Source organism: Mesorhizobium sp. M1088 (assembly GCF_040318575.1).
GTDB lineage: Bacteria > Pseudomonadota > Alphaproteobacteria > Rhizobiales > Rhizobiaceae > Mesorhizobium.
On record NZ_JAMYMO010000039.1, the window covers coordinates 1 to 13,198 of the forward strand.

Below are 13,198 nucleotides of genomic sequence, written 5' to 3' on the forward strand. Positions count from 1 at the left end.
TCCGTCGGTCTGCTGCGTCTCTACTCCGCCCTCGTGTTGAGTGGCCCCACACCCCCAGCCCCCCCGCCCCCGCCCCCCCCCCCCCCCCCCCCCCCCCCCCCCCCCCCCCGGCAGGTGAGGTCGCGAAAGTCCTAGTGGGAATCACGAGGCGCGCCGTTGCCGCGAAAGGTCCGCCAGCCGGAGAACATCGAGGAGATGATCGACTGCTTCGACATGATGTCCTCGCGCACCGCGGCATAGATATGGATGATCACGAAGCAGATGATCACCCACATGCCGAGATGGTGCCAGGTATGCACGTCCTGACTCTGACCGAGAAGTGGGATGACCCAGCTCGAGAACAGGTCGTACTGCCAGGACCCCATGCCGGCCCCCTCGCCGTAGAGCGCCAGTCCGGTCACGATCATGAAGATGGTGAACCAGACGAACAGGAAGTGCATGGCGAGCGTCGCGAGCGGGTTGTGCCCGGAATACTTCATCGGCTCGCTCACCAGCATGGCGTACCAGAGCACCTCGTGCCAGAGCTCCTTCCAGAACCGTCCGTTCCAGACAGGCGGGAGGAATATCTGCCGGGAATGCTCGTTGCCGGCGAAGACCCAGTAGATGCGGAATGCGAAGCCGACGATCAGGACATAGCCCGCAACGAAATGCAGGTAGCGTATCCAGCCGAAGAGGAAACTGGAACTCGCCTCGCCGCCAACCGCCGGCGGCGGCGAGCCGATCAGGTAGCCGGTGCCGGCAAGCATGAGGATGGCGAAGGCATTGACCCAGTGCCAGAGGCGCAGCGGCGCCTCGTAGACATAGACCCCTTCTTCGCCATGCGGAGTTTGGCTCGCGCTCATGGCCGCCCCCTAGCCGCCGAACACGAGCGTAGCGCCCGAGCCGGCAATGACCATGCCGAGCCCGGCGCGCGCCCAAGGCGACGACGCGAGCCTGAGGCCGATGCCGGTGCCGGCCAGATGCAGCGCCGCGGTCGAGAGCGTGAAGCCGGCAATATAGGCAAGTGCCGCGCCGGTCGTCTCGCTCGCATGGGCATGGCCATGGAAGAGGGCGAAGAACCCGGCAAGGCCGATGCCGAGCATGCCGGGAAGGCCGGCACCGGCGACGATCATGATGCCGAGAGCAAGCACGGATAGCGCGATCATGCCTTCGACCGCTGGCAGGCGGATGCCGGCAAAGGCCAACGCCGCACCCGTCATCATCATCGCCACGAAGGTTGCTGGGCCACCAGGACCCGCGACGGCATGGCCACCGCCGACCAGACCCCGACCGCCGCCATGGCGAGAAGGTGGTCGAGTCCCATCAGCGGATGGGCGATGCCGGCGGCGAACCCGTCGGCATGCCCTGCGCCGACATGGGCGAGCGCCGGGCTGGCAAGGACCGCGAGCGAAGCTGCGGCGCCAAGTTTCAGGATAGCGTGTCTCATTTCGATTCCTCCCCTAGCGCACTTTGACATTGGCAAGTTCCTGTCCGTCCGGACCCATGACATGGGTCGAACAGGCAAGGCACGGATCGAAGCTGTGGATCGTCCGCAGGATCTCGACCGGCTCCTCCGGCCGCTCCACCTTGGTCTCCATCAGCGACGCTTCGAAGGCGCCGATATTGCCGGCATGGTCGCGTGGCGAGCCGTTCCAGGTGGTCGGCACGACGCATTGGTAGTTTTCGATCCGGCCGTTCTTGATGCGTATCCAGTGGCCCAACGCCCCGCGCGGCGCTTCGGTGAAGCCGACCCCCTTGACTTCGGCGGGCCAGGACTTCGGATCCCATTTCTGGGTATTGGCCGTCGAGCTGTCTCCAGCCTTGATGGTGGCGATCAGCTTGTCCATGAAGTAGACCTGCTTGCGGGCCGCCCACTGTGCTTCCAGCGCGCGCGCAGCGGTGCGGCCGAGCGTCGAGAACAGCCCCGTCAGCGGTACGCCGAGTGCCCGCAGCGTCGAGTCGACCTGCTCCTTGATCTCCTCGTGGCCCTGGACGTAGCCGACGACATAGCGGGCGAGCGGCCCTACCTCCATCGCATGGCCGCGCCAGCGCGGCGCCTTGATCCAGGAATATTTCGCGCTCTCGTCGATTTCGCGGATGTCGGTGCGCGTGCCCTTGGCATTCGGCCCGAGCTGATAGTTCGGCTCCGTGATACCATCCCATGGATGCAGGCCCTTCGCCTCGTCCGGGTATTTGTACCAAGAGTGGGGCACAAACTCCTGGATCTGCTCGGGATCGCGCACGTCAACGGGCAGCACCTCTTTGAGGTTGCCATCGATGATCGCGCCCTGGGGCATCATCAGGTTGGCTGCCGAATAGTCGTTGGCTTTGTCGGGGATGTCGCCATAGGCAAGAACGCTCTTGCCCGACAGCCCGCCGCCATAGAGCCAGCCCTTGTAGAGACTGCCGATCGCGATGATGTCGGGGATGTAGACGTTGTCGACGAAGGCGATGGCGCGCTCGATGACGCTGCGGACGTAGTTCAGCCGCTCCATGTTGATCGGCGCGCCGGCCGCCATCTCACCGTCGATGTTGATCGCACAAGGCACGCCCCCCACCAGCCAGTTGGGATGGATGTCCTTGCCGCCGAAGATCGTGCGCGTCGTCATGATCTCCTTCTGGAAGTCAAGCGCTTCCAGATAGTGCGTCACCGCCATCAGATTGGCCTCCGGCGGCAGCAGATAGGCCGGGTTGGTCCAGTAGCCGTTCTTGAACGGCCCGAGCTGGCCGCTCTCGACGAACTTCTTCAGCCGGTTCTGGATGTCACGGAAATAGCCCGGCGAGGACATCGGGTGGCTCGGCGAAACCGCCTGCTGCAGCTCCGACGTCGCCTTCGGGTCGGCTCTCAATGCGTTAACCGGATTGACCCAGTCGAGCGCGTGCAGGTGGTAGAAGTGGACCAGATGATCGTGCACCTGCAACGAGAGCTGCATGATGTTGCGGATCGAATTGGCGTTCTCCGGGATTATGATGCCCAGTGCGTCCTCGACCGCACGCACCGAGGTGAGCGCGTGCGTGCCGGTGCACACGCCGCAGATGCGCTGGGTGAAGGCCCAGGCGTCGCGCGGGTCGCGGCCCTTGAGGATGACCTCGAGCCCGCGCCACATGGTGCCGGTCGAGACCGCGTTGCGGATGATGTTGTTCTCGTCGATGTTCACCTCGCAGCGCATATGGCCTTCGATCCGCGTGACCGGATCGACGACCACGCGCTGGCCGGAGGTGTCGAGATTGAAGCCGTTCGGCGTCTGGATGACCATCACTTGTTCCCTCCCTTTTCGCGCATCCGCTTGACCACGCTCGCCGCCGCATGCGCGGCCGCGGCGGCGCCGATGACGGTCGCGGCCGTCGTGCCGATCCTGTCGGCATCGGCCTCGATGCCGAAGCCGTGGACGCGGGTCAGGCGGCTGTAGAAATCGCCCTTGTCCCAGAAGCCGTCCTCGGAGCAGCCGATGCAGGGATGGCCGGCCTGGATCGGGAAGGAGAGGCCGCCGTTCCAGCCCACCGTCGAGCAGGCGTTGTAAGTGGTCGGTCCCTTGCAGCCGACCTTGTAGAGGCAATAGCCCTTGCGCGCGCCCTCGTCATCGAAGGACTCGACGAACTGGCCGGCGTCGAAATGCGGGCGCCGATAGCATTTGTCGTGGATGCGCTGGCTGTAGAACATCTTCGGCCGGCCCTGCCGGTCGAGCTCTGGGAATTTTTCAAAGGTCAGGATGTAGGTGATGACGGCCGTCATCACTTCTGGGATCGGCGGGCAGCCGGGAACCTTGATGATCGGCTTGTCCGGCAGGCCCGGAACCTTATGGACGGGCGTGGCCCGCGTCGGGTTCGGCCGCGCGGCCTGCACGCAGCCCCAGGAGGCGCAGGAGCCCCAGGAGATGATCGCCTTGGCGTTGGAGGCGGCATGGTTGAGCTGGTCGACGAAGGGCTTGCCGCCGATGATGCAGAACATGCCGTCCTCGTTGAGCGGCGCATTGCCTTCGACCGCGAGGATGTAGTTGCCCTTGTACTGTTCGACGACCTCGTCGACGATCGCCTCGGCCTGATGGCCGGCGGCCGCCATGAGCGTGTCGTCATAATCGAGTGAAAGCATCGACAGCACGACGTCCTTGGCGAGCGGGTGCGCCGAGCGGATGAAGCTTTCGGAGCAGCAAGTGCATTCAAGCCCGTGCAGCCACAGCACCGGAATGCGCGGCTTGGACTCCATCGCGTAAGCTATTTTCGGCGCAAAGGCCGGTCCAAGGCCGAGGGAAGCCGCCGTCAGGCTGCAGAATTTCAGGAAACTTCGGCGGGTGATCCCCTGTCGGCGCATGACCTCGTAGAATGTTTGTTGCATCAGGCCTTCCTCCACAGGCGGCGGCGTCTCCTGGTGCCGCGGACATGCGAAGGCGGAGCAAGTCCGATGCCAGAGTTAAAAAGCCGAATAAATTCAAAACTCAGATGCTCTTCGAGGCGTTGACTTGTTCCGGTCGCCGGCAAAGGAGTGGAAACCGGGCTGGCAGATTTCGAACAAAGTTTCCGTGATGCGGCGAGACGAGCGAAGAGGCCTGGCGGCGGGTGCCGACGGGATTTCGGCGGGCCTCGACCGACCTCGCCCAGAGCCACGCGCGGCTTGTCAGGACGGCCGAGCAGATCGCGCTTGGCCTGCGCGGCTACAGCAGACTGGGAATCGCGGGATTTGCACCATCTACTCGTCGCCGCTTGCGTTGAAACCGCTGTTGTCGGGTTTGTCGCATCCGCGACACGGTGATGTTCGGCCGCGCGCCGCCGCACTCGCAGCTAAGCCGTTGAATAAAATGCAGACTGGTTTGTCTGAGGCTGCACGTGCCGCGGTCGTGACCGGTCTTTCATTGCGTGAGGCCGAACGTGCGATTGCAGCTCCTGCCGCCGCGCAAAGAGAGGTTCAAGATTTGTGCCAACTGCACTTGGCCGGCAGGTGGCATAGAGCGGTGCCTGAGAATGAAAGTGCCGCCGCCCAGCCTTCATAGCCGTTCCTCCTTTGTGGCGTGAAAGTCGCCATCGCGTCAGATGTTCATCAGGGTTCGGCATAGCCGGGGCTTCCGGCTACAGTCATGGCAGCGACTTCGCTTCTGGAGCCGCTCATCCGGCCGCTGAAAAACACATGCGCGTCCTAAGCCGTAATTGATCCGCCGGAGCTGACCAAAGCCACCTTGCTCTGGATTGCGGCAATGGCGATTGCGGGCGAGAAGCCGAGAAGAACCGATGCGCGAGAAGTCCTGAGGCCATCCGTCCACGAGACGTCACCAGGGAACGAAGTATTGCCTTCCGCGTTACACTACCGTATATACGTCCGCAGTACAGGAGCGCGCCATGGCCACCACAGCCACCAGGAAGGAAACACCCGTCTCGATGCGGTTTCGCGACGATGATCTCACCATCATCGACCGCGGCGCGGAGCTGCTCGGCCTGTCGCGCACGGAGTTCATGCGGCGCGCCGCGCTGCACGAGGCGCAGGCGGCCATCCTCAACGAAACCGTCATCCGCGTGTCCCCGGAAGCTTATGACGCCTTCATGCAGGCGATCTCAGCCCCCGCCGCTTCGCCCCCGCCGAAGGCGGCCGAGCGGCTGCGTCGGTCCCCGCCCTGGGACCGTTAGGTGGCGCTTTCAGGCATCGAACTCCTCGACGACGCGCACCGCCTCGACAGCTTCGATTGCGGCAAGCCGACGCTCAACGCTTGGCTGGCCGGCTTCGCGCGAACGAACCAGGTCCGCGGCTTTACCCGCGTCTTGGTCGTTCACGATGAGGGAACAGTCGTCGGCTATTGCGGCCTCGCGCCGGGCGTGATCCAGCCAAACAGCGCACCGCGCGCCATCCGCACCGGACGCCCGCCCGATCCGATCCCCTGCCTGTTGGTTGGACAACTCGCCGTCGACCATCGCTATGCCGGACAAGGCATCGGCAGCGGCCTGGTCAAGGACGCGCTGCATCGCTGCGTCGCCGGCGCCGACATCATCGGCGGCCGCGCGGTGGTGGTGCGGGCGATCGACGCCGAGGCCGAGCGCTACTGGCAGAGCTGGGGCTTCATTCCCGCGCGGGACAATCCGTCGGTGCTCATGCGCTCGATCCAGGACGTGGGCCTCTGGCTGGCCGACAAAGGCCACTAGCTCCACGCGCGTAGCGCCTCCGGCAGCGGCAGCGTCCGGGCGCGCCGGCCTGCAGCCGGATGACGATCCCTCACGCAGGGCCAGAGGGAGACGGCGGTCAGAGCGAGGAAGCTAGCAATAATCTGGGCGACTGGGCTGCCTACCAGGTCCCCTCTCGTGAAGGCGCTAGAGGATACTGGATCCAGCCGCCAAAGACCGGGAGATGGCGCGGCGCGCGGACTTTGGGATGATAGTCTGGGACGGCGCATCGCCCGGCACGGCCGTCAACGTGCTTCAGCTCGCCATCGCGAACAAGCCGTGCGTCATTTGCGATCTGGCCAGGGGCAGCATGGCGACTACGTACAATGTGGGAGACTGGTGCGCCATGCTCCGCGATGCCGGTCCAGACATTCGGCGCGCCAAGCCGAAGCCCGCATGGCGCCGGACGAGCGCCTGGCGTTGCCGGGATGATGTACGCGCGGTCCCGGCGGGTCCGACCCGATAGGTTTGATCCGGCCCCGCCCCCAACTCCACTTGTATGAACGGCCGGGGCCGGCCCTTTTCGAAACCGGCCCACCGCCGCGTGACGTTGTGCAGGATGATCGTCTTGACCCGTCTCGCATCTGAAACGGGTGCAAGCCTGCCGACATCCCGGCTGCTTGGTCATCCAACCTGGCTGCGAGGCATCGCCACCGTGGGGGTGGCGTTCGCTGCCAGTCGGCTCCGATCTCGAAACCGCTGTGCCGCCATACCGAACACGCAACTCGGTTTAAGCGCCAGGCTGCTGTTCGAGGTATTGACGACGCAGGCGACATGACCGGAAAGGCTGGCGGGGTAAGCAGCTTCCATCGATCCGGCGGCATTGCGGATGTGGCTGGCGATGGCGGCCTGAGTTCTTGTCCATCTGCCGCATAGCGGGTGGTCAGGTGCTGGTCGCGTTTCCGGCGAGCCGAAGCATTTGTCTCTCAAGGTCACCCTTTGGAAATCCAGCACCAGCGGCTTATCGGGACAAGATAGATGCTATTGGGATTGGGCCGCCGCAGCCGCGAGCATCGCTTCTCCCATCCCATTGACGCCTCGGGCATTCAGCATTTCACCAGCGTTCTGAATGTCGCGCACCTCTTTGTTCTGGCTGAGTTTTGATTTACCAACCAGGCCGGTGATCTCGATCTCCAGGGCGACGATCGCCTTAACCATCGTGTCAATGAAGTCCTTCGGCGCGTCGCCCATCTTCCACGAGGCAGGCTGCGAGGCTTCATGCATGTGAGTGAGCTTCGCCACGTTACGGCGCACATAGCGCTCATCATCCCGGACAGTGATGCGTCCGTGGGCGTGGACGACGAGATAGTTCCACGTCGGCACCTGCTTATGGAATTCATGCTTGCTTGGATACCAGTTCGGCGAGATGTAAGCGTCGGCCGCACGGAAGATAACGAGGACTTCATCGCCATTGGCGACTTCCTCCCAGACTGGATTCTTGCGGGCAACATGGCAATTGAGGACGCCCTTGTCTCCCTTCGAGCGGTCAAGCTCGAACGGGATGTGGTTCGCGTCCAAAGTGCCTTTGCTGTGGGTGACCAGGACACCGAGCGGGTGTCTCTCGATAAGGTCAAACTGGGCGTTCTGATCGCGGACGGCAAAATGGGGCGGAACGTACAACGGTATATCTCCTGTCGTGAATGGGCGGTTGTTAGTGATCGACGAAGTCTCACGGAACGGGCCCGGGCATCTTCGTTGCCGTCGATGAGGGCCCCGGATCTCGCTGTCCACCACCCTCAAGAACTGCCATCGAGAAGTGGGCGGGCGCATCAGATGCCGCCGCGTATGAGTGCGGTTGGTCAGTGACAAGCCGCACACTCTCGCCTTGGCTCAAAATTACTGCATGGGTACCCACCACGACACTTAGGGACCCCCGAGCGACCGAGATCAGCTCGCGCGTACCCGGACTATGAGCATCTGCGGAAAACACGTCGCCCGGCATAATGACCCAGCTCCACAGTTCGAACATCGTGCGTCCCGAGGTGGATGAATGAAGTTGTGCAAAGCTTCCTTTAGCGCTTGTCCAAAGCGTCCTCGTCTCTGTCCGCTCAATAGGAAGGCGAACTTTGGAAGGAAGGTCATTCAACAAATCGGCCACCGAAAGCGAAAACGCCGCCGCCAGTCGGCAAAGTATGCCGATGCTGGGGTTCGCCTTGCCTTGCTCCAGCGTGACGACGGTTCCCTTGGATAAGCCGCTCAGTTTTGCCAGTCGATCCAGGGTCAGGTTCTGGTCGCGCCTCAATTGTCGGATCCGAACCGCTATCGCTTGGCCAAGCACCTGCTCGGAGTCCAACGCTGTCGTAACATCGGTCATTATATTGACTTAGTGCCTCGGCTCACCTATTACGGTCAATATAATGACCGGCCTGGAATTGCGCAACTGCGCCGTTAGGGAGGAAATGACCGATGCGTTTTGAGACGAAGGCGATCCATTGCGGCCGAGCTGTCGACGCTTCCACGGGGGCGGTATCCTTGCCGCTGCACACCAGCACGACGTTCCAACGTAGCGTCGACGGCTCGTTTCCGTCCGGATTCGAATATACGCGGGATGGAAATCCGACACGCAACGCGTTCGAAATGGCCATGGCCGCGCTCGAGGGCGGAGAAGATGGCATTGCCTTCGCGTCGGGCATGGCTGCAATCGCTGCAGTCTTTGAGAGCCATCCGTCGACGGGTCGGATCGTTCTGCCGGATGACATGTATTTCGGCATTCGTTCGCTGATTGACGAGACCGACATTGGGTCTCGCTTCGACTTTGCGGCCGTCGACATGCGCGATCTGGATGCCGTGCGCGCCGCGGTCACGTCGAAGCGGACTGGCCTCGTCTGGGTCGAGACGCCGTCAAACCCGATGATCCGCGTTGTCGACATTTCGGCCATCTGCAAAATCGCGCACGAGGCTGGCGCCTTGGCCGTAGTGGACAACACGTGGGCAACTCCAGTGCTTCAACGGCCCCTCGAAGTTGGGGCGGACGCGGTCGTGCACTCGGCGACAAAGTACATCGGCGGCCACTCGGACTTGATGGCGGGCGTCGTCATTGTCCCGCACTCGTCACCCCTCGGTCGCCCACTGCGGATGGTCCAGAGACACAAGGGCAGCGTCGCAGCGCCATTCGACTGTTGGCTGGCATTGCGGGGCCTGCAGACATTGTCGGTACGCATGCGCGCGCATTGCGAAGGCGCCCAGAAGGTTGCTGAGGCTTTGGCGTCTCATCCGCGTGTCGAAAAAGTACTTTTTCCTGGCCTGCAAACTGATCCGGGACACGATCTCGCTAAGCGGCAAATGAGCCATTACGGAGCGATGCTATCCTTTATCGTCAAAGGCGGAGCCGATGCTGCGATGGCCGTGGCCGGCCGCCTCGAGGTTATTGCCAGGGCGACAAGCCTTGGCGGGACGCACTCTCTGATTGAGCATCGCGCATCCGTCGAGGGTGCCAAGTCCAAGGCGCCAGGCGGATTACTGCGAATGTCAGTGGGACTTGAGCATCCTCAGGACATTATCGATGATCTGATGCAGGCCCTAGGCGGAACCTTCAAAGCGGCAGCCGAATGACGCGGGTGCAAGAACTCTGGCAGCGCTTTACGTGGCGGCTGGCGCAGCAATGCGGCCTGCTACGGTTGGGCGCCTAGATCAGGCAAAGCATCTTCGACGATGCTTAGATTTCGATCGAAAATCTCGGTGTCGGATGCGTTGGCGCGGAGAGACCGCACCTTGTTCAGGATCGCCGCAACCGCCGCTTCAGGCCTGGCGATGCGGCCCGACCTTTTCGAGGAAACCGCCGGTCTGCATCAGCTCGACGATCTTCTTGCGCGCGTCGAAACGGTCGAGGGCGTCGAGGCTGTCCCATACGGCCTGGCGCTCCGGCGTCACGTCCAGTCCGGCGAGAAAGTCCTCATTGTCCTTGAGGCTCACCGCCGCATTGACGGTAAGGATGTTGACCGCCGGCAGCCGGTGGCGCTTGCCGACCTCGAAGTCGTTGAAGTCATGCGCCGGCGTGATCTTGACCGCACCACTGCCTTTTTCGGGATCGGAATACTCGTCCGCCACCACCGGGATCCTGCGGCCGACGATCGGCAGGATGAGGTTCTTGCCGACGAGATGCCGGAAACGCTCGTCGTCGGGGTGGACGGCGACAGCCGTATCGCCCAGCATCGTCTCCGGTCGGGTCGTCGCAACGGTAATGAAGGTCTTCGGATTTTCCGGATCGAAGGTCATGCCTTCGACCGGATAGCGGAAGTGCCAGAGGTTGCCGTTGACTTCCTGCTGCTCGACCTCGAGATCCGAGATGGCGGTCAACAGCTTCGGGTCCCAATTCACAAGGCGCTTGTCCTTGTAGATCAGCCCTTCCTTGTAGAGCGTCACGAACACTTCGAGCACGGCCTTGGATAAGCCCTCGTCCATGGTGAAGCGCTCCCGGCTCCAGTCGGCCGAGGCCCCGAGCCGCTTCAGCTGGTTGAGGATGGCGCCGCCGGACTCGGCCTTCCACTCCCACACCTTGTCGATGAACTCATCGCGCGTCAGGTCGCGGCGGTGAATCTGCTTTTCCATAAGCTGGCGCTCGACCACCATCTGCGTGGCGATGCCGGCATGGTCCATTCCCGGCTGCCACAAGACGTTCTTGCCGCGCATGCGCTCGAAGCGCACCAGAATGTCCTGCAGCGTGTTGTTGAGCGCATGACCCATATGCAGCGAGCCGGTGACATTCGGCGGCGGGATGACGATGGTGAAGGCTTCAGCCCCCTCCTCGGCCCCGGCACCGGCCCGAAACGTCTTTTCAAGCGTATTATGTTTTTTTGTGCATAGACCAACGAGTTGAACGGCGGCCCCATAAATCGCCGATGTGATAGGTCGGGCAAAGGCGTCCACCAGCTCGTACTTGTCAAGACGATGCCACCCTTGATCTTGCACCCGCCTCCGATACCAGCGATCCGCTGCGTCGTATGCTCATGCCTGTCAGGATGGGATGGGCGCTGCTAGCACCGTGGCAGTTTGACAACCCGGCCATCGGGGCGGTAGCACCGTACAAGGCCAAGAGTCGCAGGGCAGACCGCACCCCATCGGGCTGCGCGACCCAGACCAGCTGACGCCCAACTGGCACACTCATCGCGCATCAGCACCGTGGATGCGACATCTACTTTGTTTACTTTGTTGCGAGCGCGATATCGGAACTTGGTTGTGACGCAGCTGTGCGTAAGCGCACCGCTGTCAGCAAGTGAGTGAGCGAAAGAACTACGTGGTGGAGGTGAGAAGTCATGCGGCGTCAAGATTCCCCGCCCTTTGCAGCAAACACACTGATTCCTCTTCAGAATCCGGTCTTTCGTTCGATCTGGACAGCCACGCAGATATCCAGCCTTGGCTGGCTGGTGCAGAGCGTGGCTATAAGCTGGCTTATGGCAACGATTTCAGCCTCCGATCTGATGGTTGCGCTCGTGCAGGCTGCATCGACACTGCCCGCCTTCTTCTTGTCGATCCTTGCTGGAGCGATTGCAGACAGCTTCAGCCGCCGCGGCGTGATGCTTGCCGGACATTGCCTGATCGCACTGGCATCCACGGCGCTGGCTCTCTCTGTTGGACTGGGCTTTGTCAGTCCATGGCTGATCTTGGGACTGAGTTTCTTGGCGGGATGCGGCTTTGCCTTGAATGATCCAGCCTGGCACGCCTCGGTCGGCGACATCCTCGAAAAGCGCGACATACCCGCTGCAGTGACGCTGATGTCGGTGGGGTACAACGTGGTTCGGAGCATAGGACCGGCGCTGGGCGGTGTAATTTTGGCTTTGCTGGGCCCCCTTACGGCTTTCGCCTTCGCTGCGCTGACCGACCTGGTCCCATTGAGCGCTGTCCTGCGCTCCAAGTGGCAAGTTCGTTCTTCGCCTCTTCCGCGCGAGCGGATGACGACGGCCATTCATGATGGCATGCGCTTCACGGCAATCTCCTCGGAGATCAGAGTGGCGATCGTGCGTGCAACCCTGTTCGGGCTGTCAAGCATCTCGATCCTTGCTCTGCTCCCCCTCCTAGTTCGCGACCAACTGGCGGGGGGGCCAATTGTTTACGGCGTCCTGTTGGCCGGCTTCGGCACAGGCGCCTTCATCGCGGGCATTGGCAATAGCTACTTGAGACGCATCACGTCCCAAAATCGATTGATCACGCTCGCGTCCGTTGCTTGCGCAACGTGTTGCCTTTTACTGGCTCTCACATCATCGGTGGCTGTAGCAGCGATCGCGCTTGCAATCGCTGGCGCAGGCTGGGTTGTCACCTGGACCGGAACCGACGTGTGTGTGCAGTTGGCAAGCCCAAGATGGGTCGTTGGTCGCACCCTGTCGATCTATTACGCCCTGACCTACGGCGGCATGGCAGCGGGCAGCTGGATCTGGGGTGCTGTCGCGCAGTACTATTCCCTGACGTGGGCTTTGGAAGGTGCTGCAGCGGCGCTGTTGCTGGTTGCAGCTGTGGGAAAGCTATTGCCGGTACGGCTATGGGAGGAATCGGATCAAGGGGCCTTCGACTTCAGGCCACCAGAACTGGCCCTCGATTTGAAGCCCAGGAGCGGCCCGATCGTGATCAAGGTGGAGTACTCGATCCCCGAGGAGAATATCGAGGAATTTCTGAGCTGCATGCGCGAAAGGCGGCGCGTTCAGAGCCGTGCCGGTGCGCGGGACTGGACCCTCCAGCGCGATCTTCAGAACTCGACTCTTTGGACCGAGACATTCCGCACGCCGACATGGACGGACTATCTTCGTCTAAACCATCGGCTAACGGTGACTGACAGGGAGGTAGGCGAGCGCCTTGCCGCTCTGCAGGTCGGTGATTCTCCTCCTCGTCTCTCACTTTCGATCGAGCGGTCGACAAGCCCCGCCCCCGGCAGCCAAGTCCAGCCTGTGCCCTTTGTATCGCGCCCGTAAGGAAACCAGTAACTTTTCTGGGCTCGGACACGGGAATGGCCGAGACCTACTCCTTCTTTCGTCGGGTCAGCCCGGATTGCCATACCTTGCGGCCGGTTAGGCGAGCATGAGGATTTGTGTGGCACGTATGTCCACCACGGGCCCATGTCCAGCCCCACCGCCTCTGCCATCAGATCGGC

Annotated in this window: 11 protein-coding genes and 1 pseudogene; 4 read left to right on the forward strand and 8 right to left on the reverse strand. The window is 62.4% G+C overall.

Annotated elements, in window-relative coordinates; all coding sequences use genetic code 11:
* Positions 1 to 131 precede the first annotated feature (131 nt).
* The 5 genes from cybH to NKH49_RS28375 are packed head-to-tail and all read right to left on the reverse strand — an operon-like array spanning position 132 to position 4,312.
* Positions 132 to 842 carry a Ni/Fe-hydrogenase, b-type cytochrome subunit gene (cybH, locus tag NKH49_RS28355; protein ID WP_352579874.1) on the reverse strand — a complete coding sequence of 237 codons (711 nt, stop codon included), beginning with the start codon at positions 840 to 842 and terminating at the stop codon, positions 132 to 134.
* Between the two features lie 9 nt (positions 843 to 851).
* Positions 852 to 1,205: a HupE/UreJ family protein gene (locus tag NKH49_RS28360; RefSeq protein ID WP_280952126.1), complete on the reverse strand. Its 354-nt coding sequence runs from the start codon at positions 1,203 to 1,205 to the stop codon at positions 852 to 854.
* Entirely contained in the window at positions 1,202 to 1,426 is a 225-nt protein-coding gene (locus NKH49_RS28365) for a HupE/UreJ family protein (protein WP_051406206.1), read from the reverse strand. The genes NKH49_RS28360 and NKH49_RS28365 overlap by 4 nt, the downstream gene beginning before the upstream one ends.
* Before the next feature lie 13 nt (positions 1,427 to 1,439).
* Complete coding sequence (locus NKH49_RS28370; RefSeq protein WP_023679114.1) at positions 1,440 to 3,236, reverse strand: nickel-dependent hydrogenase large subunit; 1,797 nt, start codon at positions 3,234 to 3,236, stop codon at positions 1,440 to 1,442.
* On the reverse strand, positions 3,236 to 4,312 hold the full coding sequence (locus NKH49_RS28375) for a hydrogenase small subunit (RefSeq protein WP_352721579.1): 1,077 nt from the start codon (positions 4,310 to 4,312) through the stop codon (positions 3,236 to 3,238). Before NKH49_RS28375 ends, NKH49_RS28370 begins: the two co-directional genes overlap by 1 nt.
* A gap of 995 nt (positions 4,313 to 5,307) precedes the next feature.
* On the opposite strand from NKH49_RS28375, the gene NKH49_RS28380 reads away from it, so the two are divergent.
* Together NKH49_RS28380 and NKH49_RS28385 are read left to right on the forward strand one after the other, a co-directional pair.
* Positions 5,308 to 5,592, forward strand: coding sequence for a type II toxin-antitoxin system TacA family antitoxin (locus NKH49_RS28380; protein WP_352721581.1), 285 nt, complete (start codon positions 5,308 to 5,310; stop codon positions 5,590 to 5,592).
* Positions 5,593 to 6,102, forward strand: a complete 510-nt coding sequence (locus NKH49_RS28385; RefSeq protein ID WP_352721583.1) for a GNAT family N-acetyltransferase — start codon at positions 5,593 to 5,595, stop codon at positions 6,100 to 6,102. It abuts the gene before it with no gap.
* Positions 6,103 to 7,101: 999 nt separating this feature from the next.
* Here NKH49_RS28385 and NKH49_RS28390 read toward each other — a convergent pair.
* Both NKH49_RS28390 and NKH49_RS28395 read right to left on the reverse strand, forming a co-directional pair.
* Positions 7,102 to 7,740, reverse strand: coding sequence for an FMN-binding negative transcriptional regulator (locus tag NKH49_RS28390; protein ID WP_352928917.1), 639 nt, complete (start codon positions 7,738 to 7,740; stop codon positions 7,102 to 7,104).
* 49 nt (positions 7,741 to 7,789) lie between these two features.
* Positions 7,790 to 8,434 carry a helix-turn-helix domain-containing protein gene (locus NKH49_RS28395; RefSeq protein ID WP_352721586.1) on the reverse strand — a complete coding sequence of 215 codons (645 nt, stop codon included), beginning with the start codon at positions 8,432 to 8,434 and terminating at the stop codon, positions 7,790 to 7,792.
* A gap of 92 nt (positions 8,435 to 8,526) precedes the next feature.
* Between NKH49_RS28395 and NKH49_RS28400 the strand changes: the two genes are divergently transcribed.
* On the forward strand, positions 8,527 to 9,672 hold the full coding sequence (locus NKH49_RS28400) for a trans-sulfuration enzyme family protein (RefSeq protein ID WP_352625523.1): 1,146 nt from the start codon (positions 8,527 to 8,529) through the stop codon (positions 9,670 to 9,672).
* A 189-nt stretch (positions 9,673 to 9,861) separates the two neighbouring features.
* On the opposite strand, the pseudogene NKH49_RS28405 reads toward NKH49_RS28400, so the two are convergent.
* Positions 9,862 to 10,887, reverse strand: a pseudogene (locus NKH49_RS28405) (class I tRNA ligase family protein); the annotation flags it as partial.
* A gap of 485 nt (positions 10,888 to 11,372) precedes the next feature.
* On the opposite strand from NKH49_RS28405, the gene NKH49_RS28410 reads away from it, so the two are divergent.
* Entirely contained in the window at positions 11,373 to 13,019 is a 1,647-nt protein-coding gene (locus tag NKH49_RS28410; protein ID WP_031194952.1) for an MFS transporter, read from the forward strand.
* Positions 13,020 to 13,198 lie beyond the last annotated feature (179 nt).

What these genes read in the sequence shown, in the direction of transcription:
- NKH49_RS28410 (WP_031194952.1), top strand. Translation starts at nt 11,373, where the DNA reads ATGCGGCGTCAAGATTCCCCGCCCTTTGCAGCAAACACACTGATTCCT.
- NKH49_RS28365 (WP_051406206.1), bottom strand. Translation starts at nt 1,426, where the DNA reads ATGAGACACGCTATCCTGAAACTTGGCGCCGCAGCTTCGCTCGCGGTC.
- cybH (WP_352579874.1), bottom strand. Translation starts at nt 842, where the DNA reads ATGAGCGCGAGCCAAACTCCGCATGGCGAAGAAGGGGTCTATGTCTAC.
- NKH49_RS28400 (WP_352625523.1), top strand. Translation starts at nt 8,527, where the DNA reads ATGCGTTTTGAGACGAAGGCGATCCATTGCGGCCGAGCTGTCGACGCT.
- NKH49_RS28370 (WP_023679114.1), bottom strand. Translation starts at nt 3,236, where the DNA reads ATGGTCATCCAGACGCCGAACGGCTTCAATCTCGACACCTCCGGCCAG.
- NKH49_RS28360 (WP_280952126.1), bottom strand. Translation starts at nt 1,205, where the DNA reads ATGATGATGACGGGTGCGGCGTTGGCCTTTGCCGGCATCCGCCTGCCA.
- NKH49_RS28375 (WP_352721579.1), bottom strand. Translation starts at nt 4,312, where the DNA reads ATGCAACAAACATTCTACGAGGTCATGCGCCGACAGGGGATCACCCGC.
- NKH49_RS28395 (WP_352721586.1), bottom strand. Translation starts at nt 8,434, where the DNA reads ATGACCGATGTTACGACAGCGTTGGACTCCGAGCAGGTGCTTGGCCAA.
- NKH49_RS28380 (WP_352721581.1), top strand. Translation starts at nt 5,308, where the DNA reads ATGGCCACCACAGCCACCAGGAAGGAAACACCCGTCTCGATGCGGTTT.